Origin of the sequence: Blautia pseudococcoides (assembly GCF_001689125.2) — a bacterium.
Lineage (GTDB): Bacteria > Bacillota > Clostridia > Lachnospirales > Lachnospiraceae > Blautia > Blautia pseudococcoides.
The window spans coordinates 2,102,532-2,126,120 of sequence record NZ_CP015405.2 but is presented as its reverse complement, the minus strand read 5'-3'; the positions used below and the strand labels follow the sequence as shown (position 1 = coordinate 2,126,120).

General features: G+C 47.1%; 25 protein-coding genes. 17 read left to right on the top strand and 8 right to left on the bottom strand.

The annotated features are described in order from the left end of the window. Positions 1-22: 22 nt before the first annotated feature. The 10 genes from A4V09_RS10165 (at position 23) to A4V09_RS10125 (ending at position 8,008) form a co-directional block, all read left to right on the top strand. Complete coding sequence (locus tag A4V09_RS10165) at positions 23-616, top strand: Maf family protein (protein WP_065542242.1); 594 nt, start codon at positions 23-25, stop codon at positions 614-616. Further along, positions 613-1,296 (top strand): HAD family hydrolase, encoded by a 684-nt coding sequence (locus A4V09_RS10160; RefSeq protein ID WP_065542241.1) that lies wholly within the window; start codon positions 613-615, stop codon positions 1,294-1,296. The genes A4V09_RS10165 and A4V09_RS10160 overlap by 4 nt, the downstream gene beginning before the upstream one ends. Further along, positions 1,274-2,062, top strand: coding sequence for a Cof-type HAD-IIB family hydrolase (locus A4V09_RS10155; protein ID WP_065542240.1), 789 nt, complete (start codon positions 1,274-1,276; stop codon positions 2,060-2,062). The genes A4V09_RS10160 and A4V09_RS10155 overlap by 23 nt, the downstream gene beginning before the upstream one ends. Then, complete coding sequence (locus A4V09_RS10150; RefSeq protein WP_065542239.1) at positions 2,059-2,322, top strand: glyoxalase; 264 nt, start codon at positions 2,059-2,061, stop codon at positions 2,320-2,322. The genes A4V09_RS10155 and A4V09_RS10150 overlap by 4 nt, the downstream gene beginning before the upstream one ends. Before the next feature lie 292 nt (positions 2,323-2,614). Next, on the top strand, positions 2,615-3,982 hold the full coding sequence (locus A4V09_RS10145) for an aldehyde dehydrogenase (RefSeq protein WP_065542238.1): 1,368 nt from the start codon (positions 2,615-2,617) through the stop codon (positions 3,980-3,982). A gap of 54 nt (positions 3,983-4,036) precedes the next feature. After that, entirely contained in the window at positions 4,037-4,687 is a 651-nt protein-coding gene (locus tag A4V09_RS10140; protein ID WP_065542237.1) for a class I SAM-dependent methyltransferase, read from the top strand. Positions 4,688-4,865: 178 nt separating this feature from the next. Continuing rightward, complete coding sequence (locus A4V09_RS25745) at positions 4,866-4,997, top strand: hypothetical protein (RefSeq protein ID WP_274537198.1); 132 nt, start codon at positions 4,866-4,868, stop codon at positions 4,995-4,997. 334 nt (positions 4,998-5,331) lie between these two features. Continuing rightward, positions 5,332-7,413 carry a molecular chaperone HtpG gene (htpG, locus tag A4V09_RS10135; protein ID WP_065542236.1) on the top strand — a complete coding sequence of 694 codons (2,082 nt, stop codon included), beginning with the start codon at positions 5,332-5,334 and terminating at the stop codon, positions 7,411-7,413. A gap of 203 nt (positions 7,414-7,616) precedes the next feature. Continuing rightward, complete coding sequence (locus A4V09_RS10130) at positions 7,617-7,841, top strand: hypothetical protein (RefSeq protein ID WP_065542235.1); 225 nt, start codon at positions 7,617-7,619, stop codon at positions 7,839-7,841. A gap of 5 nt (positions 7,842-7,846) precedes the next feature. Then, positions 7,847-8,008, top strand: a complete 162-nt coding sequence (locus A4V09_RS10125) for a helix-turn-helix transcriptional regulator (RefSeq protein ID WP_369858148.1) — start codon at positions 7,847-7,849, stop codon at positions 8,006-8,008. On the opposite strand, the gene A4V09_RS26780 is transcribed toward A4V09_RS10125, so the two are convergent. The 6 genes from A4V09_RS26780 to A4V09_RS10095 all read right to left on the bottom strand — a co-directional run bounded on the left by A4V09_RS26780 (position 7,932) and on the right by A4V09_RS10095 (position 12,495). After that, positions 7,932-8,777 (bottom strand): ABC transporter permease, encoded by an 846-nt coding sequence (locus tag A4V09_RS26780; protein WP_162291110.1) that lies wholly within the window; start codon positions 8,775-8,777, stop codon positions 7,932-7,934. The genes A4V09_RS10125 and A4V09_RS26780 overlap by 77 nt on opposite strands. Continuing rightward, positions 8,710-9,402: a hypothetical protein gene (locus A4V09_RS10115; protein WP_065542232.1), complete on the bottom strand. Its 693-nt coding sequence runs from the start codon at positions 9,400-9,402 to the stop codon at positions 8,710-8,712. The genes A4V09_RS26780 and A4V09_RS10115 overlap by 68 nt, the downstream gene beginning before the upstream one ends. Further along, positions 9,399-10,082, bottom strand: coding sequence for an ABC transporter ATP-binding protein (locus tag A4V09_RS10110; RefSeq protein ID WP_065542231.1), 684 nt, complete (start codon positions 10,080-10,082; stop codon positions 9,399-9,401). The genes A4V09_RS10115 and A4V09_RS10110 overlap by 4 nt, the downstream gene beginning before the upstream one ends. 80 nt (positions 10,083-10,162) lie before the next feature. Further along, positions 10,163-11,014, bottom strand: a complete 852-nt coding sequence (nudC, locus tag A4V09_RS10105; RefSeq protein ID WP_065542230.1) for an NAD(+) diphosphatase — start codon at positions 11,012-11,014, stop codon at positions 10,163-10,165. A gap of 13 nt (positions 11,015-11,027) precedes the next feature. Then, positions 11,028-11,945, bottom strand: coding sequence for an acyltransferase domain-containing protein (locus tag A4V09_RS10100; RefSeq protein WP_065542229.1), 918 nt, complete (start codon positions 11,943-11,945; stop codon positions 11,028-11,030). Positions 11,946-11,991: 46 nt separating this feature from the next. Continuing rightward, a complete protein-coding gene (locus A4V09_RS10095; protein WP_065542228.1) occupies positions 11,992-12,495 on the bottom strand; it encodes a DUF5721 family protein in 504 nt (167 codons plus the stop codon). Positions 12,496-12,649: 154 nt separating this feature from the next. On the opposite strand from A4V09_RS10095, the gene A4V09_RS10090 reads away from it, so the two are divergent. The 6 genes from A4V09_RS10090 (at position 12,650) to A4V09_RS10065 (ending at position 19,157) form a co-directional block, all read left to right on the top strand. After that, positions 12,650-13,489 (top strand): DegV family protein, encoded by an 840-nt coding sequence (locus A4V09_RS10090; protein WP_065542227.1) that lies wholly within the window; start codon positions 12,650-12,652, stop codon positions 13,487-13,489. Positions 13,490-13,746: 257 nt separating this feature from the next. Then, positions 13,747-15,132, top strand: coding sequence for an MATE family efflux transporter (locus A4V09_RS10085; RefSeq protein WP_065544721.1), 1,386 nt, complete (start codon positions 13,747-13,749; stop codon positions 15,130-15,132). 51 nt (positions 15,133-15,183) lie between these two features. Then, positions 15,184-15,486, top strand: a complete 303-nt coding sequence (locus A4V09_RS10080; RefSeq protein WP_408606819.1) for a GNAT family N-acetyltransferase — start codon at positions 15,184-15,186, stop codon at positions 15,484-15,486. A gap of 27 nt (positions 15,487-15,513) precedes the next feature. Next, complete coding sequence (locus A4V09_RS10075) at positions 15,514-17,985, top strand: beta-mannosidase (protein WP_065542225.1); 2,472 nt, start codon at positions 15,514-15,516, stop codon at positions 17,983-17,985. A 15-nt stretch (positions 17,986-18,000) separates the two neighbouring features. Next, the gene (locus A4V09_RS10070; RefSeq protein WP_065542224.1) at positions 18,001-18,534 is read left to right on the top strand and encodes an NUDIX hydrolase; all 534 of its coding nucleotides are present in this window, start codon (positions 18,001-18,003) and stop codon (positions 18,532-18,534) included. Then, positions 18,534-19,157 (top strand): YdcF family protein, encoded by a 624-nt coding sequence (locus tag A4V09_RS10065; protein ID WP_065542223.1) that lies wholly within the window; start codon positions 18,534-18,536, stop codon positions 19,155-19,157. The genes A4V09_RS10070 and A4V09_RS10065 overlap by 1 nt, the downstream gene beginning before the upstream one ends. Before the next feature lie 28 nt (positions 19,158-19,185). Here A4V09_RS10065 and A4V09_RS10060 read toward each other — a convergent pair whose 3' ends face one another. Together A4V09_RS10060 and A4V09_RS10055 are read right to left on the bottom strand one after the other, a co-directional pair. After that, positions 19,186-19,911 carry a YesL family protein gene (locus tag A4V09_RS10060; RefSeq protein WP_065542222.1) on the bottom strand — a complete coding sequence of 242 codons (726 nt, stop codon included), beginning with the start codon at positions 19,909-19,911 and terminating at the stop codon, positions 19,186-19,188. Between the two features lie 65 nt (positions 19,912-19,976). Beyond that, a complete protein-coding gene (locus A4V09_RS10055; protein WP_065542221.1) occupies positions 19,977-21,257 on the bottom strand; it encodes an HlyC/CorC family transporter in 1,281 nt (426 codons plus the stop codon). 313 nt (positions 21,258-21,570) lie between these two features. Here A4V09_RS10055 and A4V09_RS10050 point away from each other — a divergent pair, with 313 nt between their 5' ends. Then, on the top strand, positions 21,571-23,538 hold the full coding sequence (locus A4V09_RS10050) for a hypothetical protein (protein ID WP_065542220.1): 1,968 nt from the start codon (positions 21,571-21,573) through the stop codon (positions 23,536-23,538). Positions 23,539-23,589 lie beyond the last annotated feature (51 nt).

Genomic DNA, 23,589 nt, shown 5'->3' with positions numbered 1-23,589 from the left:
AGGAAGGAAGCAGGGAGTAAATATGAGAAAAATAATATTAGCCAGTGCTTCTCCAAGACGCAGGGAGCTGCTGGAGCAGATCGGGGTGGCTTTTGATGTATGTCCGAGCAATGCGGAGGAGATCATGACATCCAGTCTACCCCGGGAGGTGGTACAGGATTTGTCCCGCTGCAAGGGCAGGGAGGTTTTTGAAAAGACATCCGGGGATGTGCTGGTGATCGGAGCAGATACCGTGGTGGCTTTTCAGGATTCCATTCTGGGTAAACCTGCGGACGTGTGTATGGCCAGGGACATGCTTGAGCGTCTCCAGGGCAATACCCACCAGGTATACACAGGTGTGACTCTTTTTTTACGGCAGGATGGCGTTGAGACAGAAAAGAGCTTCTTTGAAAAGACAGAGGTTGTTTTTTATCCCATGTCTGAGCAGGAGATCGATGCCTATGTGAGGACCGGGGAGCCTATGGACAAAGCGGGGGCCTATGGGATCCAGGGCAGATCCGCAGTGTTTGTGGAGAAGATAGACGGTGATTACAGTAATGTGGTGGGCCTTCCCCTGGCCAGGCTTTATCAGGAATTAAAACATATGGGAATAGACATAAAGGAGTGGCATTCATGATTCGGGCATGTATATTTGATTTGGACGGAACCATAGCGGACACGGTGGAATCCATCGGTGTTGTGGGAAACAGGCTTCTTTGCCATTACGGACTCCAAAAGAGGCAGATCCAGGAGTATAACTATTTCGCGGGGGACGGTGCCGATGAACTGGTGAAACGGATTTTAGAAGCTTCCGGCGGTACCGGAAAGGTGGACTATGAGGAGGCAAAGGCCCTCTATCGGAAGTGGTTTGAGGAGGACCCTTTTTATCATGTAAAACCATTTGACGGTATTATAGAACTGCTGGTAGGGCTGAAGGCGGAGGGGATATCCATTGCCGTATTTTCCAATAAGCCCCATCACGCGGCCGTGGGTGTGGTGAATCGGATTTTTGGTGAAGGGCTGTTCCATGCGGTACAAGGGCAGACCTCTTCGGTTCCCAGAAAGCCATCCCCGGTTGGTGCCCTGGCCATTGCGGAAAGGCTTGGGGTCACACCGGATGAATGTCTGTATCTGGGGGATACCAATACGGATATGGATACGGGAAAGGCGGCGGGAATGTTTACGATTGGCGTCACATGGGGATTCCGCCCCAGAAAAGAGCTGGAAGAACATGAGGCTAAAAAAATAGTGGACAGACCAAATGAAGTGCTGGCATTTGTGAAGGAGAGAAATCATGCTGAAACTCATTGCCAGTGATCTGGACGGAACGCTTCTGCAGGGGACAAGGGAAATTTCCAAAGAAGCGGTAGGGATGATCAAAAAACTATCTGAAATGGGAATCTTATTTGTGGCAGCCAGCGGCAGGCAGTATCCCAATCTGCGCAGATTGTTTGAGCCTGTGAAGGATGATATCGCATATATTTGTGAAAATGGCGCGCTTGTGGTCTATCAGGGCAGAGTCCTACATAAAGATGTGTTTGACAGGACATTAGGAGATGAGATACTGGAGAACATTCTTAAGAAGGAAAGCGCGGAGGCTCTGGTCTCCGGTGAGAGCACATGTTATGTCCAGCCAAAACAGGAATCTTTTTATGACCATATCGCTAATTTTGTGAAAAATGATGTAACTCTTATGGATGATATTTTCCGTATAGAGGAGCCATACCTGAAGATATCGGTGTATGAGGAGGCAGGGGTGGAGGAAATCTATCCTTACTGGAAAGAAAAATTCGGGGAGAGAGCCACCGTGGTGACCTCCGGATTTGCCTGGCTGGATATGATGCCAAAGGGCGCGGATAAGGGAAACGCCATGGAGATACTGCAGCGGAGCCTGCACATCAGACCGGAGGAGTGCGCAGCCTTTGGTGACAATTATAATGATCTGGAGATGCTTGCCAGAGTAAAGTACAGCTATGCCGCAGGTGATGCAAAAGAGACAGTGAAAAGGGCGTGCAGAGCGGAAACAAAACGGGTGGAAACCGTTTTAAATAATATAATCATTAAAGGAGGATATGCAGAATGAACGAATTCAGTGATGAATGCTTACTCACATTTTTACAGAATCAGGGGCAGCTGTTTGCCGAGCCGGTGGCGGAGACTGTGGAGGAGGCTGAGGCCTTTCTGGAGGACTGTATGGCTGTTGTGGTGGAGTCTATTGAGGAAGTCAGGGAGTATTTTGAGGAAAACGGGATGGATGTGGATGGAATGTCCCTGGATGAGATCGAGGAGGCAAGTGAAGTATTTCCGCTGCCGAATGGGCAGTATTTGATCGTAGAGGGATAAGATTTGGGGGGCTGCGATGCGGCGGTATCGTGGTGTTGGCAGACAAGGTTGTTGATTTAATGGTGGGAAAGCCGGAAAAGGGTGGGAAATGCCTTTTTTCGGCTTTTTTAGTTTGTTGGGATTGAAAGGCGGACGGAAGAGAAAGACAGGGAGCCGGGGGTTTCTGACTAGGTAGTGAAGGGGGCTTGAGGAGGGAGTGTATTGTACGGAAATAATGAGGGGGATAGAGGTGCCTTGTTCTTTTTGGGGAAATGTATTACAATAGGGGAAAGTGCGGAAAAGAGGTAGGTGTATGAAAATAGATGAACTGGTGCGGGGGCAGAGGAGGTTTTTTGAGAAGGGACATACGAAGTCTTTGGCGTTTCGGATGCAGGCGCTGGAGCGTTTGGAGAAGATTGTGAAGAGGAATGAGGGGGAGATACGGCATGCTTTGTATCAGGATCTGCATAAATCTTCTTTTGAGTCTTATATGACGGAGATGGGGATGGTTTTCAGTGAGCTGGATTTTGTGAAGAGGCATTTGAAGGGGTGGATGAGGAAGAAAACGGTGCCCACGCCTTTGGCGCAGTTTCCGTCCAGGAGTTTTGTGACGTATGAACCTTACGGGGTGGTGCTGGTGATGGCGCCGTGGAATTATCCTTTTATGCTTTGTATGGACCCCCTGATCGGGGCGGTTGCTGCCGGGAATTGTTGTATACTGAAACCTTCCGGATATGCGAAGCATGTGTCGGCTGTGATCGTTAAGATGATCCGTGAGGCTTTTCCGCCGGAATTTGTAGCTGTGGTGGAAGGGGGACGGGCGGAGAATCAGGAGCTTTTGGAGCAGCGGTTTGATTATATTTTTTTTACGGGCGGTGTAACAGTGGGCAGGCTGGTGATGGAAAAGGCAGCCCGGTATCTGACGCCGGTCACATTGGAACTCGGGGGGAAGAGTCCCTGTATCGTGGACAATACGGCTAATCTGAAGATGGCGGCCAAAAGGCTGGTGTTCGGTAAATATTTGAACAGCGGGCAGACTTGTGTGGCGCCGGATTATCTGCTTGTGCAGGAGGATGTAAAAGAGAAATTTCTGGTTTATGTGAAGCATTTTATCAGGCAGATGTTTGGAAAGGAACCGTTGAAAAATCCGGATTATCCGCGGATGATCAATGAGAAGCATTACCACAGGGTGATGGGACTGCTTAAGGGTGAGAAGGCTGAGACGGGCGGTTATGGGGATGAGAAGCGTCTGCAGATCGCGCCTACGGTACTGACCGGTATTACGGAAGGATCTCCTGTGATGCAGGAGGAGATTTTCGGCCCGGTGCTTCCGGTACTCACGTTCGGAGAGATAGAAGAAGCAATAAAGTTTATAAAAGAAAGGGAGAAGCCGCTGGCTTTGTACCTTTTTACAAGGGATGCGAGGACGGAGAAAAGGGTTTTAAGGAATCTTTCTTTTGGCGGGGGCTGTATTAACGATACGATCATTCATCTGGCTACGCCCCATATGGGCTTCGGCGGAGTGGGCGGAAGCGGTATGGGGAGTTATCATGGAAAAGAAAGTTTTGATACCTTCAGCCATAAAAAGAGTGTGGTGAAGAAGTCGGATATCATAGATCTGCCTATTCGCTATCAGCCCTATACAGAGGGAAAAGAATGGCTGCTCCGCAGATTTTTATAATGGATTAAACAGCGGATGCAGTCCGTGGTAATGTCAGGAAAGGGGAAACATGAGATGTCAAAAAAACCATCAGACAATGAATATTTCTGGAACAGGAGATCCGGAATTTATGACGACCAGGTATGGAAGGAATATAAAATGGCTTATAAAAAAACAGTGAAACGTTCACTGCCGTACCTGCATGAGGAGGCAAAAGTCCTGGATTTTGGATGCGGGACAGGGAATACCACCATCCCTATCTCGCAGAAGGTGAAGGAGATCGTGGCTATTGATACATCAGAAGAGATGATGGAAAAAGCGGTGCAGAAGGCAGCGGGGGAAAGGTGTCAGAATATTACCTTCTGTCATACAGATATGATGAATTTCAGCGGTGAACCGGAGAGCTTTGATGTGGTGACTGCTTTTAATGTACTTTTATATCTGCAGGACAGGGATGAAGCGCTGGAAAAGATATGGTCTCTGCTGAAGCCCGGCGGGGTGTTTCTATCCGCCACAGACTGTCTGGGCAGGAATTTTTCAAGAGATTCGGTCAAAAAGTTTGTAAAAAGTAAACTGCATTTGATGCCTTATGTGGCTTTTGATACGCCGATCGGCCTTATGCGGAAAATCCAGAAAAAGGGCTTTCTGGTACTGGAGATCGTAAATCTTCATAGGAATCCGCCGAATATTTTTATTGTAGCGCAGAAAATTGACAAGAAGGAATAAATTAACACCCGTTATACGGGCAAATCATGATACTAATTATATCTCTGGTCATTTGTATATGACCGGGGATATTTTTAAATACACTGGAAAGGCATTTGTTTTGCCAAGTTAGTATCCCAAGGTGTGAATATGTCACGGCATGTTTGATTACCTGGAATGGAGAGGGGAGTTGTCATTTTTGCAGAGTGAATTTAATGAAATAGACGCTCTCGTATTCTCCATACTTGCATATTTGGATTTTACAGGATTTGAAGGAGATAATGCAGTGTTTTTTAAGGATGCAGTCCATGTGAGGAACGGGAAGAGTTAGTTGCAACTGTCTTTATTGTCTATGCAAAAAACTTTTATGGAAATGGGATTGAAAAAGCAGGCACAATTGATGATAAGTTTGAGCAAAGTTGTTTTTAACAATGATACTTTTACAACTAATAACATATTAAATCTGTTTTTGGACAAAGAGGACAAAGAAATTAGATGAACAGGCCAAAGATCAAATTTGTTAGCACTCATTTAAAATGAGTGCTAATTTTCTCTTGACTTTTTGTCAAATGGGTATTAATATTATTTTTAGCTGCAGCAAACCGGAGTATGGTTTTCTGCAATAAAAACAAGAATACAGAGAAAAGGCAAAGGAGATGCATATCATGGCTAACAAGCGTGGTAATTTATCAATCAATAGCGACAACATTTTTCCTATTATCAAGAAATGGTTGTATTCCGACCATGACATTTTCTTCCGTGAGATGATTTCCAACGGATGTGATGCCATCACCAAACTGAAAAAATTAGAGGTTATGGGTGAGTACACATTCCCGGAAGGACATAAGAACAGAATTGAAGTGATCGTGAATCCGGAAGAAAAGACTCTGAAATTTATCGACACCGGACTTGGCATGACTGCTGATGAGGTGGAAGAATATATCACTCAGATCGCATTTTCAGGCGCAACAGAGTTTCTGGAGAAATACAAAGACAAGACAAACGAAGACCAGATCATCGGCCATTTCGGTCTGGGATTCTACTCCGCTTTCATGGTAGCTGACGAAGTGCACATTGATACACTTTCCTACAAAGAGGATTCCGTACCGGTACACTGGGAATGTGACGGCGGCACAGAGTATGAGATCGGAGAGGGCAGCCGTACAGAGGTTGGTACGGAGATCACCCTTTTCCTCAATGAGGATGCTCTGGAGTTTGCCAATGAATACCGTGCAAGAGAAATTATTGAAAAATACTGTTCCTTCATGCCGGTTGAGATTTTCCTGTCCAAAGCTAACGCAGAGCAGGAATATGAGACCATTGACGAGGCGGACCTGAAAGAGGATGATGTGGTTGTAGAGCATATCCACGAGGAGGCTAAGACAGAGGAGAAGGAAAACGAGAACGGCGACAAAGAGATCGTTGAGGTTTCACCGGCTCAGGACAAAGTAAAGATCAATAAACGCCCGGTATCTTTAAGCGATACCCATCCGCTGTGGACAAAACATCCCAATGACTGCACAGACGAGGAGTACAAAGAGTTCTACAGAAAAGTATTTATGGATTACAAGGAGCCTCTGTTCTGGATCCATCTGAACATGGATTATCCGTTCAACCTGAAAGGTATCCTGTATTTCCCGAAGATCAACATGGAATATGAATCCATTGAGGGAACCATCAAGCTGTACAACAACCAGGTGTTCATTGCGGACAATATTAAGGAAGTGATCCCTGAATTCTTAATGCTGTTAAAGGGTGTGATCGACTGCCCGGACCTGCCTCTGAATGTATCCAGAAGTGCGCTGCAGAACGACGGATTTGTAAAGAAAATTTCTGAGTATATCAGCAAAAAGGTAGCTGACAAGCTGTCCGGCATGTGCAAGACAGACAGGGAAAACTATGAAAAATACTGGGACGATATCAGTCCGTTTATCAAATTTGGCTGCTTAAAGGATACAAAATTCTCAGAGAGAATGATGGATTACATCCTGTATAAGAATATCGACGGCAAGTATCTGACTCTGGAGGACTGCATCAAAGCCAATGAAAAACCGGAAGAGGCCAAAGAGGCTGAGGAAACTGTAGTTGAGGAAACAAAAGAGGAGACTGCAGAGGACGGCAAGAAAGATGAAGAAGAGAAAGAGCCGGAGAAGACCAATATTTACTATGTGACAGATGAGGTGCAGCAGAGCCAGTATATTAATATGTTCAGGGAAGAGGGCCAGGATGCTGTCATCATGAAGCACAATATTGACTCCCCGTTCATCTCCCATGTAGAGCAGATCAAAGAAAATGTGAGATTCCTGCGCATTGACGCGGATATCAATGACTCTGTAAAAGAAGATGACGCAGCAGCGCTGGAGGAGGAGACAAAAACACTTTCAGAACTGTTTAAGAAGGTGCTGAATAAAGAGAACCTGACCGTCAAGGTGGAAAAACTGAAAAATGAAAATGTTTCTTCCATGATGACAGTCTCAGAGGAAAGCCGCCGTATGCAGGAAATGATGAAAATGTATAATATGTACGGCATGGACCCGTCTATGTTCGGCGGACAGGAGACGCTGATACTGAATGCCAATAATAAGCTGGTACAGTATGTTCTGGAGAACGGAGATACAGATAATACAAAAGTGATCTGTGAACAGCTTTATGATTTGGCTGTACTGAGCCACAGACAGCTTACACCTGAGGAAATGACAAAATTTGTGGCACGCAGCAATGACATTATGATGATGCTGGCAAAATAAGATAAACAGAGTGCAGAACTAAGAGGAACGGGCATAGTGCAGTTGTAAAAATGATTTTTTACAGCTGCACTTTTTTGCGTTCACGGCAGCAGGTGTTTGCCAGGTATCTGCAAAGAGAACTTGGCAGAAAGTGTTGACACGAAAACTTGGCATGTTATAATAAGGATGACAAAAAAACCTGGCAAAGAGAGGATGGTGCTGTAATGGAGAAAAAGGAAGTTTTAGTGCGGGACAGGAATAAAAAGAAAGGCTCCATGGATGAATGGGAAATGCAGGTCACGCAGAAAGGATTCAGTTTTGCGCTGATGGGGATTCATTATCTGTATAACGGTGTGAAGCTTCATAAGAAATTTGAGACAGGACTGGGAATTGTGTCAGCGCTGGCTGCCGTGCTGTTGTTTGTGGGTTGCATCAGTGAGATTTTTTAGGCGGGCTGCAGATGGAACTGTCCCAGAACCAGTTGGCGGAGATGGTGGGAGTGTCCAGAAACACCATCAGCTCCATTGAGACGGGACAGTTTAATCCAACAGCAAAACTGGCACTGATCCTATGTATTGCACTGGACAAGAAATTCGAGGACTTATTTTATTTTTGAGGGATTCCCTGAAGGTTTCGGAAATGGAATCCAGGGTGCTCATAGGTATAAACTGATCCCCCTCAATCCCGAAGAAGCGGGAGAGTATGTGCCGGTAGCGGGTCTTTTTTATATTTCCATTTCCACCCTGGCGGATCGTCTCAATGGGAGTCAGTCTGGCTATTTTTCTGGCAGGGATCCTGGCTGAGAACCATACGGTAATAAGGGTGAGCAGTATGGCAGGCAGGATGCTGGGCAGCCCGTATGAAAAAGTGACCTTTGGTATATTGCCGCTTCTGGCTGCGTCATTGATGGAGTTCACATATTGTATCAGCAAATTATCCAGAAACCATCCGGTGGCAAGTCCTGCAGGCAGGGGAAGAAGCATTAGGAACAGGCCTTCCCAGATGACGGACTGCCGGATTTGGCGGGGAGAAGCGCCGATGCTTGCCAGAATGCCCAACTGCGTAATGCGTGAATTGGCGGACAGAGAGAAAGCATTTTGGATGATCAGGACAAAAAGCCCCACCACCAATACCGCCAGGAACAGAAACATAATAGGAAATGCAAGTGCTTCCAGTGCATTGTCCATTTGGAACTGCCCTTTGGGAAAGACAAAATGCTGGGAGAGATAATCTGTATTGTATTTTAGATTATAATCACCGTATTCATCCTTTTCCCAGCCCATCAGAGCTGCTATTTTGGGTAAGTCCTTATAGGTGTCACCGATGGACCGGAACCGCAGATAGACAGTTATGGATTCCTCCGGCCGGATATCCGCATCCTCCATGTAGCCCATTGCATAATAAGAGGGGACAGAGGAGGGGGGTGGCAGCGTCCAGAATCCCTACTATAGTAAAGGTGCGCTCCTCCTTTTTGGTAAAGGTCTCCCCGCTGCGAAGCGGTTCCGTGGCCTGCAGGACAGTGCCGTCTTTTACCCGTTCCCCCATGGGGAGGGTTATGGTATCGCCTATTTTAAGTTCCGGATGGTTTTCAAAATATTGTTTTGATATGACGATCTCATTGGAAGCTGCGGGAATGCGTCCGTCCGTCAGCTCATTTTTTTCCGGCATATGTTTCCAGTATGCGGCATTGGCACAGCGCAGGGACAGATATTCTCTTCTGGGGTCCTCAATATCAGCTGTGATAAAATCGCCTTTTATCAAGACGCTGTCCACAGTGGAATACCCTTTGATGAGGGGCAAGTCCCGGACAAAGGCCTCACCGAACAATTCTCCGTGCCAGTCCCCGGATTTAAATACCGTGAGTGTGGTGGTATCCTTCCACATGGTATTGATAAACCCGCAGAGGGCGGAGAGGAAGGTGCTGGCCAGATAGAGGGCTATCATGATGGCACAGCTTGTGCGTTTGTTCCGCCGGATAAAATCCAGGGTATATTCTCTCAGGATCTTCATGACTGGTTCACCTGGTCTTTGATAACCCTGCCGTCCTCCATGGTCAGGATACGGTCAGCCTCCAATGCCAGTTTTTCGTCGTGGGTGATCAGAAGAACCATCTGTCCGAACCGGCGGTGTGATAATTTCAGCAAATCCAGCGTCTCCCGGGAATTTTTTCGGTCCAAATTGCCGGTGGGTTCATCTGCCAGTAAGATGGCAGGGCGGCAGATCAGGCTTCTGGCAATGGCGGCCCGCTGCTGCTGGCCTCCTGACAGTTCTCCGGGGAGATGCTCCAGCCTGTCGGTCAGGCCCAGGGTTGTGACAATCTGGTCAAACCTTTTCAGGTCAGGCCTGCGTCCGTCCAGAAGAACGGGCAGCAAAATATTTTTCTTGATGGTGAGGGTGGGGATCAGATTGTAAAACTGATAGATTAGGCCAACTTTCCGTCTTCGGAAGGCGGCAAGTGCTTCCTCGTCCAACGTGGAGATATCGGTGTCTTCGATACGGATTTCACCTTCGCTGGGCCGGTCCACGCCTCCCAAAAGATGCAGAAGCGTGGATTTTCCGGAACCGGAAGCGCCCACAATGGCTACGAATTCTCCGCTTTTCACGGAGAGTGTGACATGATCCAGGGCAGTGACTGCATTAGGGCCGGTGCCGTAAATTTTAGTTAGATTTTTACATGAGAGTATTTCCATAATTGTGTATCCTCCTTATGGAAACACAGTATAGCAGGGCAAAATGACATTCCAGTGACATTTATAACGGTAATGCGGTTTTATAGTTGAATTTTGTCATCAAGTCCGTTTTTGAAAAGTGTCATCATTTCTCGGGTAAGGCTGATTTCATATTCATCCACAGGAATCTGGGAACGCTCCATCCATACGGCCAGAGCCAGCTCTTCCTCATCCAGGCAGATGGTGTCATCCCCGTCCAGGTCACAGAAAAAGCCGAAGAGCAGAGTGTCCGTGAAAGACCAGGGCTGGCTTTTGTAAAAGCGGAGATTCTTTACCTTGAGGCCAACCTCCTCCATGACTTCGCGCCTAACAGTATCCTCAATGGGTTCGCCGATTTCCGCAAACCCTGCGATCAGGGCATAGTTTGTAAACTCACGGCCTGCATATTTTGACAGAAGCAGTTTTTCTCCGTTTCTAACAGCTACAATAACGGCTGGGGAGAGCTTTGGGTATTCCATAGTGTGGCAGTTGGGACAGTACATCATACGTTCTTTTTTGTCCGGTTTCATCTTTCTGCCGCAGCAGCCGCAGAATCTGCGGCCTTTATACCATTTATAGAGCTGATGTCCCGTGATGCCCGCAAAGATAAGATGGCGGGGGCTTAATGTGCGCAAACTGTCCGTCTTTTCAAGGGTATAGTTTGGCATCTCTTCAAAAGCAAGCTGGGATACCAGGTAATAGGCAGTTTCATCTATGGTAAAAAGGTAAGTCCACAGGTCTTTTACAGCGGGAAATACAGCTTCCGCTTCGGAATAGGTGGGAAAGGAGATTTCCCCGTCCGCAGCCTTCATAAAAATCCGGTCTTTTTTATAGCAGAGCAGCACACTGTCCTTTTGGGGTTCATGGGGCAGATATTCGTTGTGGTAAATATGTGGTGCAATATCCTGAATCATAATTTTTCTCCTGTCAGTATTGTTTATAAATAAAAATGCCGAAACCTAGGCCTGCCTGATGGCCTTCCATCAGCCAGGAGCGGTAAGCTCTCTGGAGCCCGGTATCTCCCGGCAGTTCTTCTGCCGGTTTTTCATAATCCTCATAAAAGATTCTCCACAGATCTCCGTTGTTATACTCCTCTTTATAGATATCATAATCCTGCATAAATCCCAGAATATTGGATGTTTTTGGAAGAAAAATCCTGTGTTCGGGAAACAGCATCCAGGATTCACACAGAAAGACCATAGGCCTGTTTGTAAAAGCATCCCGGAAAAAGTCCGCAGCCATGGCGTAGGATTTCATATATTCCTCTCTCACAAGCCGTCCGCAGGAGGGGATGTGCACATTGATAACAAGGTCCCCCGGATGCAGAGTTACACCATTTTTTTCATAAGTTCCCTCAAACGGCACCAGTTCATACTGGAAACGTCCCAGAGCAAAACGTTTGACCTCAAACCACCATATCTGCCAGTCAGCCACACTGGTGCCCCAAATACCGAACATTTTGCGGCATTCCAGCAGCTTCCAGTGCAGGTCCATCATGGATGCACGGAAGATTTCAGGTGCGATGCTCCGCTCCTCGTAAATTTTCCTGGTTTTTCGTGACAGGATAATGAAAAAGAGCATGTGCAGGGTATAGGTGTGGACACCGCAGCGCGGGGAGACCGCCTTCAGCTCTTCCAGGACTTTTTTATAGTCCATATGGATGTTTTCGCTGTATGTGCAGTCAGCAGATGTAAGTATATGGAGCACTTCCGGGCATTGGAATACCTGTTCCAGGGACTGCGTAAGAGATTCGGCAGCCTCCTGCGGATACTCCATCTCACCGGTGAACAGATGCAGGTTATCTATCCATTCCTGCTTTAAAACATTTGTCTCATGATTTTGCATATTTTTCCTTCTTTCACATAAACTATTTATAACGATCCCATGTAAATCAGACAGGCAGTACAGGAATCTGCTGCTGCCTGAAGAATTTTGTTACCATTTCATCCCACACCCGGTCCAGGGACTTGTCCATGGAGAAGGTTTTGAGGGACGTGCCTGTTGTGCAGTTCACATGACTGCCGTCGTACTGCAGGTTCAGATACAGGCCGAAGACATCTGCCGGTGTCCAGGAAAGTCCGCTTCCTGTCAGCAGTTTTTCTACATTCTGCCTGGAGAGCTGGAACACGATTTTAAAGTGCAGCGGGGTATGTTTTCCTTTCATGATGGAGAAGCAGAAGGGTTTGATCTCCTTCCACGTAGAGAAGGTGCGCTCAGTCTCATGGAGCATTTCCGCCTGTTCTGAATCAAAGAACTCCTTGTGGAGGGAACCGTCAATTTTGTAGGAGACAAATGTGGTCACATTGGCCTCACAAAGCCAGAAAGCATCAAAATCGGTTCCTATAAGCAGACGGGACATAAATTCTTTTACATCCTGTACCTGTAAAGCTATCATGATATTATTTCCTCTTCCTGTCATAGTCTAATGAATAGTATATACGAAAAACGGGAAAAATCAAAGTATTTTCATGAAAAAAGCCCTTTTCAACAGCATGGTTTTGTGTTATCATAAAACATAGTATTAAAAACTACATATAAGAGGTTGCAAGATGAGATATAAAATAGTAATAGACAGCTGCGGAGAATTAATAGAACGTTGGAAAGAAGACCCGGCCATTGAGCGGGCATCCCTGACTCTTACTGTCGATGAAGAAGATATTGTGGATGATGAGAGCTTTGATCAGGCATATTTCTTAAAAAGAGTGGCAGAATCACCCAACTGTCCCAAATCCTCATGTCCCTCCCCGGAGAGATATATGGAGGCCTATGACTGTGAGGCTGACCATGTGTATGCAGTGACACTCTCCTCAGAACTGAGCGGCTCCTATAACAGCGCTGTTCTCGGCAGGAACCTTCTTCTGGAGAGCCAGCCTGAGAAAAAGATCCATATATTTAATTCACGCTCCGCGTCTGTGGGCGAGACCCTGATCGCTCTGAAGATCGAAGAGTGTGAGAGCAAGGATATGGAGTTCGAGGATATTGTCCGGGAGGTGGATGCTTATATTGAAAGCCAGAACACTTATTTCGTACTGGAAAGCCTTGAGACCCTGCGCAAGAACGGACGCCTGAGCAATCTGAAGGCGTTTGTGGCAACAGCCCTGAAGATAAAGCCTGTCATGGGAGCTACCCCGGAAGGCACGATCATACAGCTTGACCAGGCAAGAGGCATCAACAAAGCGCTGATGAAGATGGTGGACTATATTGTGGAGCGCTCAGCAGACAGTGCGGACAGAATTCTGGGTATTTCACACTGTAACTGCCGGGAACGGGCAGAGATTGTGAGAGATGCCATTTTGAAACGGATTCCGGTAAAAGATGTGGTCCTTTTAGATACAGCGGGTGTCAGCAGCATGTATGCCAACGACGGCGGGATTATTGTGGTGATTTAAAGATCAAGAGGTGGGAGCGGAACAGAGAAATCCGTTTCCGCCTCTTTTTTGCTGCTTTTTCATAGGCACTTGAAAAAAACCAACCTTCCCCGTAAAATACATTTTGACCGGACAGTCATTTTATAGTAGGATATATGTATATCCTATTTAGCAGAGCTAAATAGGCTTATCATATTTAGCAGAGCTAAATAGGCTTATCATATTTAGCAGAGCTAAATAAGCATGAGAAAAATGTGACAGAAGAAGGTAAACGTATTATGGGAGGACAACTAAAGAAATTATTTGGCCCTGTGGACATGACAGAGGGCAAACCGTGGGAGAAGATCGTGGCTTTTACTGTGCCGCTGGTTATCGGCAATATCGCACAGCAGCTCTACAACACGGTGGACAGTATTATTGTAGGACGGTATGTAGGTGACAATGCCCTGGCAGCGGTGGGCAGCGCCGGCCCGATCCTCAATCTGCTGCTTGTTTTATTTATCGGTATTTCCGTGGGGAGCAGTGTAATGGTTTCCCAGTATTTCGGGGCAAAGGAGAGAGAAGAGCTTTCAGGGACCATAGGAAGCTGCGTTACCCTGACAGCCATTGCTTCCATTATTATCATGGCATTGGCCCCCTTTGTTATTATGCCTATGCTGGAGCTTCTGCGCACGCCGGACACCATCATTGACTGGTGTAATTCCTATCTGAGGATTTTATTTATCGGCATTGCAGGTGTGGCTTACTATAATATTCTGAGTGGTATTTTGAGAGGTCTCGGGGATTCCATATCAGCCCTTTTATATCTGCTTGTGGCAACAGTATTGAATATCATTCTGGATTTGTGGTTTGTGGCAGGTCTGGGACTGGGAGTGCCGGGTGTTGCCCTTGCCACAGCCATTGCACAGGCAGTATCCGCAATTCTCTGTATGTGGAAACTGACCCGTATGAAGGAAATCTTTGATTTCAAACCCCATTATCTGAAGATGAAAAAGAACCATGCTGTCAATATTATCCGTCTGGGACTTCCCTCAGGCCTTACCCAGGCTATTTTCTCCTTGGCTATGGTCATTGTACAGTCACTGACAAACAGCTTTGGGGAAATGTTCATAGCAGCCAATGTGATCGTCATGCGTGTGGACGGATTTGCCATGATGCCCAACTTCTCTTTCGGAACCACCATGACAACCTATGCAGGCCAGAATGTAGGTGCAAACAGTTATGACCGGGTGGAAAAAGGAGCCAGGCAGGGAACTCTTATAGCAGCGGGAACCTCTGCGGTCATCACAGCCATGATCCTGCTGTTCGGCAAAAATCTTATGGGGATTTTCACCAGTACCTCTGAGCTTGTGGAGCTGAGTATGCGCCTGATGTGTATTCTGGCTGTGGGATATATTGCCATGGCTGTGACCCAGAGCCTTTCCGGTGTTATGAGAGGGGCAGGTGATACCATGACACCTATGTGGATATCTATTATTACCACTGTGCTGATCCGTGTGCCCCTTGCCTACGGAATATCCTGGGCTACCAGAACACCTGAGCTTCCAAATGGCCGCAGTGAATGTATCTTCATCTCCCTGCTGGTCTCCTGGGTATTGGGAGCCATTGTCACCGGATTTTTCTACAGAAAAGGAAAGTGGAAAACAAAAGCCCTTGCATCATAAAAACAGAACCATAAAAGCCGGTTATGCCGGCTTTTATAATAAATAAAAAAGATGAGGAGAATGATTATGGAATTTACGAAGGAAAAAGCAAGAATTGCCTACTACAACGAAGAAGGAATAATGCTGGCAGAAATCACATTTCCGGCTGTGAACAAAAACACGGTGAACATAAACCATACCTTTGTAGATGAATCCCTGCGCGGGCAGGGGATTGCGGGAAAACTTATGCAGGCAGCGGCACAATATCTGGATGAGAGCGGGAAAAAGGTACTTCCCACATGTTCCTATGCGGTTGGCTGGTTTGCAAAACATCCGGAATATAGTCATCTTCTGATTGACGGCAGTGAAGAATAATAGGTGGAAAGAGGAGAAGGCAGCTAAATGATAAAACAGATTCTGGATAAAAACTGGGAAATGCACACAGCAGGGTGGGATGACTGTCAGCAGGCAGTGGTGCCCGGAACCGTATACACAGATTTTTTGAGAAACGGCAACATGGAGGACCCTTTCTGGAAAGACAATGAAAATAAAGCTCTGGCGCTGATGGAAAATGATTTTGAGTATGAGACCATATTTGCCTGTGAACCGGGCCTTCTGGCCTGTGGCAGCGTTCTGCTGCGTTTTGAGGGGCTGGATACCATTGCGGATATCTATGTGAACCATGAATATATAGGCAGGGCAGAGAATATGCACCGTACCTGGGATTTTCCTGTGCGGCATCTGCTCCATGAAAAAGAAAACTCTCTGCGGGTTCTTTTTCATTCGCCGCTGGCTTATATCAGGGAGAAATTCGCGGAGGCACCCACAAGGGGCTCTGAGGATGCGATGGATGGCTTTGTGCACATCAGAAAGGCACACTGTATGTTCGGCTGGGACTGGGGTGCGCATCTGCCGGATGCAGGAATCTTCCGCCCGGTATCCCTGCTTGGGATACAAAAGGCATGTCTTGACAGTGTGTATCTGCGCCAGGAACACCAGGCCGGATGTGTCCGTCTGACTCCACAGGTGTATGTAAGGACAGCTAAGGACGGGGCGGCAAAAGAGCCTGTGAAGATCAGCAGGGAGGTTTCCGGCTGCTCTTACCGGATAACCATAGAGGACCCTGCCAGGGAGAAACGTGTCTATGAAGGCTCTCCGGAGGAGATCCTGGTGGAAGATCCAAGGCTCTGGTGGCCCAACGGTATCGGGGAACAGCCGCTCTACACAGTCAGGACAGAGCTAATATGCTCTGGGACGGTGGTGGATGAGCATACGCAGCGTATAGGACTCCGCACCATGACCATGCATGTGGAGAAAGATGAATTCGGGGAGAGCTTTGCCCATGAAGTAAATGGGGTACAGGTGTTTGCCATGGGTGCCGACTATATTCCGGAGGATCATCTGCTGGGCAGGACAACTCCGGAAAAGACAAGAAAACTTCTGGAAGACTGCAAGGCTGCCAATTTTAATGCTGTGCGCGTGTGGGGCGGCGGCTATTACCCTGAGGACTGGTTCTATGATATCTGCGATGAGCTGGGGCTTATGGTATGGCAGGACTTTATGTTTGCCTGTGCCGTCTATGATCTGACGCCGGCCTTTGAGGCGAATATCAGAAAAGAACTGGCGGACAATATAAAACGTATCCGTCATCACGCCTCCCTGGGACTCTGGTGCGGTAACAATGAGATGGAAATGTTTGTGAAGGAAGGCAATTGGGTATCCAAACACTCTGAAGTAAAGGATTATCTGCTCATGTACGAGAGGGTGATACCGGAGGTGCTGAAAGAATATGACCCCCAGACCTTTTACTGGCCTGCAAGTCCTTCCTCAGGCGGTTCCTTTGACGAACCCAACGCCCCGGACAGAGGTGATGTACATTACTGGGATGTATGGCATGGCAGCAAGCCTTTTTCAGATTACAGAAATTATTTCTTCCGCTATGCGTCAGAATTCGGTTTTCAATCCTTCCCATGCCTGAATACCATCAAGACTTTTACAGATGATCCGGATGACTGGAATATCTTTTCCTATGTGATGGAAAAGCACCAGAGAAATGCAGGTGCAAACGGAAAGATCATGAATTACATGCAGCAGACGTTCCGCTATCCCTCAGCTTTTGAAACCGTTCTCTATGCATCGCAGCTTCTTCAGGCAGAGGCGATACGCTACGGGGTGGAGCATTTCAGGAGAAACAGGGGAAGGTGTATGGGCGCTATTTACTGGCAGCTGAACGACTGCTGGCCTGTGGCCTCCTGGTCTTCCATTGACTATACCGGCCGCTGGAAGGCACTGCACTATTATGCCAAGCGTTTCTTTTCCCCTCTTATGGTGTCCTGTGAGGAGGAGGGATGGCTGACCCGGAAGCCGGATATGAACCGGGAACATTTTGAATTTGAAAAGTCCATCCGTCTGAATGTAGCCAATGAGACCAGAAAAGAACAGCAGGTACTGGTCAGATGGGCAGTACGGAACAGGAGTGGGGAAATCGTTTCATCCCATGAAGAGCTGGTCTGCGTACCGGCCATGTCAAGCGTCTGGCTTGATAAGATGGAGTTCCCCCATATTCAGGTTTTTGACAGGTATGTGAGTTATGAGCTGCTGAAAGACGGAGAAGTCATCTCAGAGGGAACGGTGATCTTTTCCCTTCCAAAATACTTTTCCTATGCAGACCCGAAGCTTACCTGCCAGGTGGAGGGAGATGAAATTGTGGTTCAGGCGCAGGCTTACGCCAAGAGTGTGGAGATACGCAATGATACGGAAACGCTTCTTTTGTCTGATAATTATTTCGATCTGAATGCCGGAGAGAAACGTGTCAGGATTCTGGGCGGAAAGCCGGAGAACTTACAGCTGAGAAGTGTTTATGACATTCGGTAAATGGGAGGAAAAGAGATGGAACTCTGGGATATATGTGACAGCAAAGGGATTCCTACGGGGAGAACCATTGAAAAGGGCAGTGACTTTGGGGAAGGGGAGTATCATATTGCGGTGGAGGCCTGGATCGTCAACAGGAAGGGAGAATTCCTGATCCAGAAGAGAAGCAGCAGATGCCAGCACTATCCCAATGTCTGGTCTCTGACTGCGGGAAGGATCCAGGCAGGTGAGGATGCCAGGGACGGCTGTGTTCGAGAGGTCAAAGAAGAGATAGGCCTTGCCCTTGAGAGGGAAGAACTGATACATCTGGCCCATGTGAACCGGGAAGACAACAGCCATATGATATGGGAGGTGTTTCTTGCCCGGCGGGATATCTCTGTTTCTGGCCTTACCCTTGATCCGGATGAGGTGGCAGAGGTCAGATGGGTGACAAAAGAGATGCTGGAGGATATGATACGGACGGAAGATATATTTACCTATCCGGAGATGATGGATTTTTTCCATCTGATCACAGAAAATTATCTGGACAAAACAGCAGAGAGGAAAGCGTAATGTTTAACAAAAGGTTTTTAAACCAGATGACAGAGTTCATATTTGTGGAACAGGAACCAAAGCCGGCGGATATTATTTTTGTCCCCGGCGGCGGATTTCCGCAGATTGCAGAAAAGGCAGCCCAGCTGTACAGAGAGGGTTTTTCCACCTGCGTTCTGCCCTCTGGAAAGTACAGCATCCTGCAGGGAAAATTTGCAGGAGTCCAGGCAAAGGCGGAAGTGTATGAAGGAGAGTACAGGACAGAATGGGAATTTTTAAAGACAGTCCTTGTAAGAAATGGGGTGAGAGCGTGTGATGTATGGCGGGAAGAAAAGGCAGCCTACACATATGAAAATGCCATCCGCTCCAGAGAGGTGACAGACGCTGCAGGTCTCCATGTGGACCGGGGGATCATCTGCTGCAAACCGGCACATGCCAGACGGGCGCTTCTATATTACCAGCTTTTATATCCGGATACGGAACTTCTGGTCTGCCCTGCGGACGACTGTGATATCACCCGAGAGAACTGGTTCTTGAGTGAAAAGGGATGTGAGACCGTCCTCGGTGAGATCGCCCGCTGTGGGGAGCAGTTCCATGAGATTATGAAAAAAATGAGAGATAAAGAAAAGAAGCCTTCCGCATAGTGCGGAACGGCTTCTTTTTAAGAAGATGTTATTTCTTTTCTTCGATTTGTTCAAGGGGCTCCTGTTTGTTAAAAAGTTCATCTTCCGGCACCGTGTAATCATCCGGATTGACCTGTTCTTCTGCCTCCTCCTGAGGTTCGTATTTTGCAAATACCTTGCGGAAGATGTAGGAGTTACAGAAGGCAATAAAGGAAAGCCCGATCAAGAACCAGAATAAGCTTCCGTAAACCAGTGTAGTGGAGTTGAACATAGTGATAAACACCAGCCCCACCGGAATGCACACAACCAAAATGGTCTGTGGCAGGTTCAGAATGCTGATAAGCAGTGCATTCTTGACTGTGTTTTTTACATTGTTCTCAAATCTTGCCACATAGGGGAAGACATAGGTCATCAGCAGGAGGTAGAAGGTTATCACAACACCCACAAGGATGCGGAAGATATTCTTCATATTATCAGGCAGGAACTGGGTTGCTTTGTAATCCGCAAAGATCAGCAGACCCAGCAGTGCCAGGATCAGCCAGATTATGGTGGAGATTTTAAAGTTCTCCTTGAAAGCCTTGAAGAATCCTTTAAAGATATAAGATTCCTCCCCTCTTACCATTTTCAGGGTGACAGAGTAAAGCGCAGTGACCGATGCTCCTATGGTCACAATGGGAATGCAGCAGATCAGGCACATAAAATTTAAGATCATCAGGTCACATACGCGGGACAGAAACCGCATAACAGGGCTGTCCATGTTAAAAAAACCGCTCATAATTCGTTGTTGTCCTTTCCATTTGTGTTGTCAGCGGCAGAATTCCGGGATTTTCCGGCTGCCAGTCATTCTTCTTCAGGCTGTTCCTGTATCTTGGGCAGGTATATATGTACAGCCTCAATTCGGTTCTTCTCTATCTTGTCCACAACCAGGCGGACATGATCCGGGGTGGTGATGCTTTCCCCCGGTTCCGGGAAACGGTCAAGCTGTTCGATGATGTATCCGCCGATGGAATCGTAGTCCTCAGACTCAATCTCTACAGGCAGCACCTCATTCAGATCATCCAGCCTTGCGGATCCAAGTGCCACATATTCCCGTCCGGGAATGATTTCCGTCAGGTCATCTTCCTCGGTATCGTCGTATTCATCATGGATATCCCCCACGATTTCCTCCAGCAGATCCTCCAGGGTTATGATCCCTGCTGTAGCCCCGTATTCATCAAGCACAACAGCAAAGGAAACGCTTTCTTCTTTCATTTCAACCAGAAGTTCAGAAGTCTTTTTGTACTCAAAGGTAAAGTAAGGCTCCCGCATAATATTCCTGAGAGAGAAGCTTTCCCTGGACCCCATAAGCAGCAGGTCCTTTACATTTACAATACCAACCACATTGTCTGTGGTGTCCTCATAGACAGGAAACCGGGTATGTTTCTCCTCCCTGAACATGGAGACCAGGTCATCATAGGAGCTTCCGATATCCGCGAAAGCTACATCAATACGGGGCACCATAACATCTTTGGCCTGGGAATCCCCGAAATCAAACACATTGTATATCATCTGGCGTTCTTCACTTTCAATGACACCCTCCTCATGGCTGACATTGACGATGGTACGCAGTTCGTGCTCTGTGATCTTGCTGCCGTTTCCATTCTGATCCACACGCAGCAGGGACAGCACACCTGCGGAAAGCTTATTCACAATATAAATGACCGGCGTGAGGAGCACCATCAGTCCGTGAATAGGTCCTGCGTAAGACAGCGCAAGCCTTTCGGCGTTTAAGGTTGCCATGGTCTTGGGTGTGATTTCTCCAAAGATCAGAATAAGCAGTGTCAGAACACCGGTACAGATGCCCACTGCTGCATTGCCGAACATGCGGATCGCCATGGATGTAGCCAGGGAAGAGGCCCCGATATTCACCAGGTTGTTGCCTATCAAAATGGTGCTGAGCATCTTTCCGGAATTGCCTGTTACTTTCAGAAGGGTTTTTGCCTTCTTGTTCCCCTGTTCGGCCAGGGTCTGGATGCGTATTTTGTTTGCGGTTGTCATAGAAGTTTCTGCGGATGAAAAGAATGCCGACAGGCATATGAGAATAATCAAGACGAGAAACTGTATGGCGTCACTGGAATCCAATTAAATTTCAACTCCTTTGTAATATAAAATTATATTAAGAAATGATACATGATTTTGGGAAGGATTGCAAGTATAGCAGAAAAAATAAAAAAATTGAATTTTAGGGGTGTCGAAACAAACAGAAATATGCTATAATATCTCCGATAGAGGTATGATGATTATGCCTAAAGAAAGCGTATTAAAATTGTCTAATATGCACAATGTGCGAAATGGCAGTTTTTACATATATAAGATACTTGGGGTGTGTCTTGGCATTTATATCTGACACGCTCTGACAGACAACGGTGAGATAGATTTAAAAAAGGGGCAGATTATGAAGAAAAATTACAGCGGGAATAACAGTAAATCATATAAAAACAGAATTTGGAAAACAACACTGGGTATCACTCTGGCAGCAGTGCTGGTGGTACAGGGAACGGGCACCGGTATGCACATGGGATTATCCCAGGTGGCAGCAGCGGAGCAGCAGGCAGACAATACCGCCAAATTAAAGACTGTTTATTTAAGCGGAAGCGGTAAAAAGAGCGGAGACGGCACTTCCAAGGATACGGCAGTGTCCAGCTTCGAGAAGGCGAAGTCCCTGGCTGCTGACAACGCAACGATCCTGGTGTGCGGGACCATAACCATTTCCAGTGAGACAAAGCTTCCCATGCCTTCCGGCATTACTGTGAAGCGGGCGGACGGTTTCAGCGGCCCTGTCATTAAAGTGGAGGGCAGCGGCAGGCTTACGCTGACCTACGGATGGCTGAGCGCTTCTGATGTGGATACAAAAAGTGCGGATCTGGGAGCGGATGCTTTTGTTATAGGAGAAAATCCGAAAGAGGAGAACAAAGAGAATGCTTCCGGGGAGAGCGGCGGGAATAAAGAAGAAGTAAAAGAAGACCCCAAGGAAGAGGCAAAAGAGGAGCCAAAGGAAGAACCTAAGGAAGAGCCCAAAGAGGAGCCAAAAGAAGAGACACCGGTCAAAAAGCAGGAAGCTCCTGCAGTGACAGTGCCGGATACTATGACTATGAAAGAGCCTGCCACACTGGAGTCCCTGATTATGGGAGACGGCTTTAACGGTGACGGTACCTTCCGTTTTGCGGAACCGGAGAAAGTGCCCGATACATACGAGAGCGACCAACAGATAATTTTTACACCAAACGACACAGAGACATATGACTATTCCAATATCCCCGGCTGGAGCCAGGAGGGACAGCAGGTGATCCGCAGTGTGACCGTGTACGTGGAATCCTTAAAAGCACCGGAACCACCTAAGGAAGAAGAGAAAGAGGAGCCCAAGAAGGAAGAGGCAGGCACAGACGACCAGGAACAGGATGCGGGCAGCAGCGACACCGGCAAGGGTGAAGAGGCGGAAAAACCGGCAGACGATAAAGATACAGACCAAGATAGGACAGAAAAGCCTTCAGATGATAAAAAGGGAACAGAGGATAACAAGAAGGAGTCCCCAAAGGATGACTCTAAGAAGGCGAAATCCAATAAGGAGGATTCTAAGAAAGACGGCCAAAAGCAGGAGGAGTCTTCCAAGAAAGATAATTCCAAGTCAGAAGAGTCCAAGAAAGAGGAGTCTTCCAAGAAGGCGGAGCCTGACAAAAAAGATCCGGTGGGAAGTCTCTGGGACAAAGCCACAGATGTTAGAATATCCGGTGATTTTATTCCGTCCTATGTGGAGATCAGGGTTTCACTGAATACAGATGTGGACAGTATGCCGGCGGCTAATATAGAGCAGATTCTGAAGGCGTACGAGATTGAACTGTGGGATTTAAAGGCTGATAAAAAGTACAGGATACCGGACGGTAAAAAAGTAACTGTGTCCATCCCATTGCCCAAGGACGCAAACCTCTATGAGAAGCTGGTAATCGGACATTATCTTGAGGAGACTGGAAGTTATGAATACTTTACGCTAGGTGAACCAGAAAGCAATATGAAGGTTGTTGACGGATATCTGGTATTCGAGACTGGTTCTCTGAGCCCGTTTAATGTGGGCGGCAGTCAGCTGGTAGGAATCGGCACAGCAAGTCCGAATCATAAACCTGCGGTGCCGTCGACCGGTATATCAGGTAATAACAGCGGTTCTTCCATTAACCAGAACAACAACAGCGGCGGTTCCTCCAGTGTGAAGAAGCCTACCAACACATCCGTAAAGAAAAACAACGGGACAGTGATCGTAAACCCCAGAACAGGCGACGAGACACCAATACTCACTTATGTACTGGTAGCTGCAGCGGCGGTTATGGTGGTAGTGGTTCTCTTAGTTTTCAGTAAAAAGAAAAAGAAATAATTGGGAATTACATAGTAATACATTAGTAAGCCCTTCCATATATATACATAT

Coding starts and splice junctions, on each gene's coding strand:
- nudC (WP_065542230.1), bottom strand. CDS start 11,014: ATGATTCAGGATATTGCACCACATATTTACCACAACGAATATCTGCCC.
- A4V09_RS10090 (WP_065542227.1), top strand. CDS start 12,650: ATGAGATATAAAATAGTAATAGACAGCTGCGGAGAATTAATAGAACGT.
- A4V09_RS10110 (WP_065542231.1), bottom strand. CDS start 10,082: ATGGAAATACTCTCATGTAAAAATCTAACTAAAATTTACGGCACCGGC.
- A4V09_RS10140 (WP_065542237.1), top strand. CDS start 4,037: ATGTCAAAAAAACCATCAGACAATGAATATTTCTGGAACAGGAGATCC.
- A4V09_RS10095 (WP_065542228.1), bottom strand. CDS start 12,495: ATGATAGCTTTACAGGTACAGGATGTAAAAGAATTTATGTCCCGTCTG.
- A4V09_RS10165 (WP_065542242.1), top strand. CDS start 23: ATGAGAAAAATAATATTAGCCAGTGCTTCTCCAAGACGCAGGGAGCTG.
- A4V09_RS10100 (WP_065542229.1), bottom strand. CDS start 11,945: ATGCAAAATCATGAGACAAATGTTTTAAAGCAGGAATGGATAGATAAC.
- A4V09_RS10155 (WP_065542240.1), top strand. CDS start 1,274: ATGCTGAAACTCATTGCCAGTGATCTGGACGGAACGCTTCTGCAGGGG.
- A4V09_RS10050 (WP_065542220.1), top strand. CDS start 21,571: ATGAAGAAAAATTACAGCGGGAATAACAGTAAATCATATAAAAACAGA.
- A4V09_RS10085 (WP_065544721.1), top strand. CDS start 13,747: ATGGGAGGACAACTAAAGAAATTATTTGGCCCTGTGGACATGACAGAG.
- htpG (WP_065542236.1), top strand. CDS start 5,332: ATGGCTAACAAGCGTGGTAATTTATCAATCAATAGCGACAACATTTTT.
- A4V09_RS10115 (WP_065542232.1), bottom strand. CDS start 9,402: ATGAAGATCCTGAGAGAATATACCCTGGATTTTATCCGGCGGAACAAA.
- A4V09_RS10080 (WP_408606819.1), top strand. CDS start 15,184: ATGAGGAGAATGATTATGGAATTTACGAAGGAAAAAGCAAGAATTGCC.
- A4V09_RS10150 (WP_065542239.1), top strand. CDS start 2,059: ATGAACGAATTCAGTGATGAATGCTTACTCACATTTTTACAGAATCAG.
- A4V09_RS10060 (WP_065542222.1), bottom strand. CDS start 19,911: ATGAGCGGTTTTTTTAACATGGACAGCCCTGTTATGCGGTTTCTGTCC.
- A4V09_RS10070 (WP_065542224.1), top strand. CDS start 18,001: ATGGAACTCTGGGATATATGTGACAGCAAAGGGATTCCTACGGGGAGA.
- A4V09_RS10145 (WP_065542238.1), top strand. CDS start 2,615: ATGAAAATAGATGAACTGGTGCGGGGGCAGAGGAGGTTTTTTGAGAAG.
- A4V09_RS10160 (WP_065542241.1), top strand. CDS start 613: ATGATTCGGGCATGTATATTTGATTTGGACGGAACCATAGCGGACACG.
- A4V09_RS10130 (WP_065542235.1), top strand. CDS start 7,617: ATGGAGAAAAAGGAAGTTTTAGTGCGGGACAGGAATAAAAAGAAAGGC.
- A4V09_RS26780 (WP_162291110.1), bottom strand. CDS start 8,777: ATGGAGGATGCGGATATCCGGCCGGAGGAATCCATAACTGTCTATCTG.
- A4V09_RS10075 (WP_065542225.1), top strand. CDS start 15,514: ATGATAAAACAGATTCTGGATAAAAACTGGGAAATGCACACAGCAGGG.
- A4V09_RS10065 (WP_065542223.1), top strand. CDS start 18,534: ATGTTTAACAAAAGGTTTTTAAACCAGATGACAGAGTTCATATTTGTG.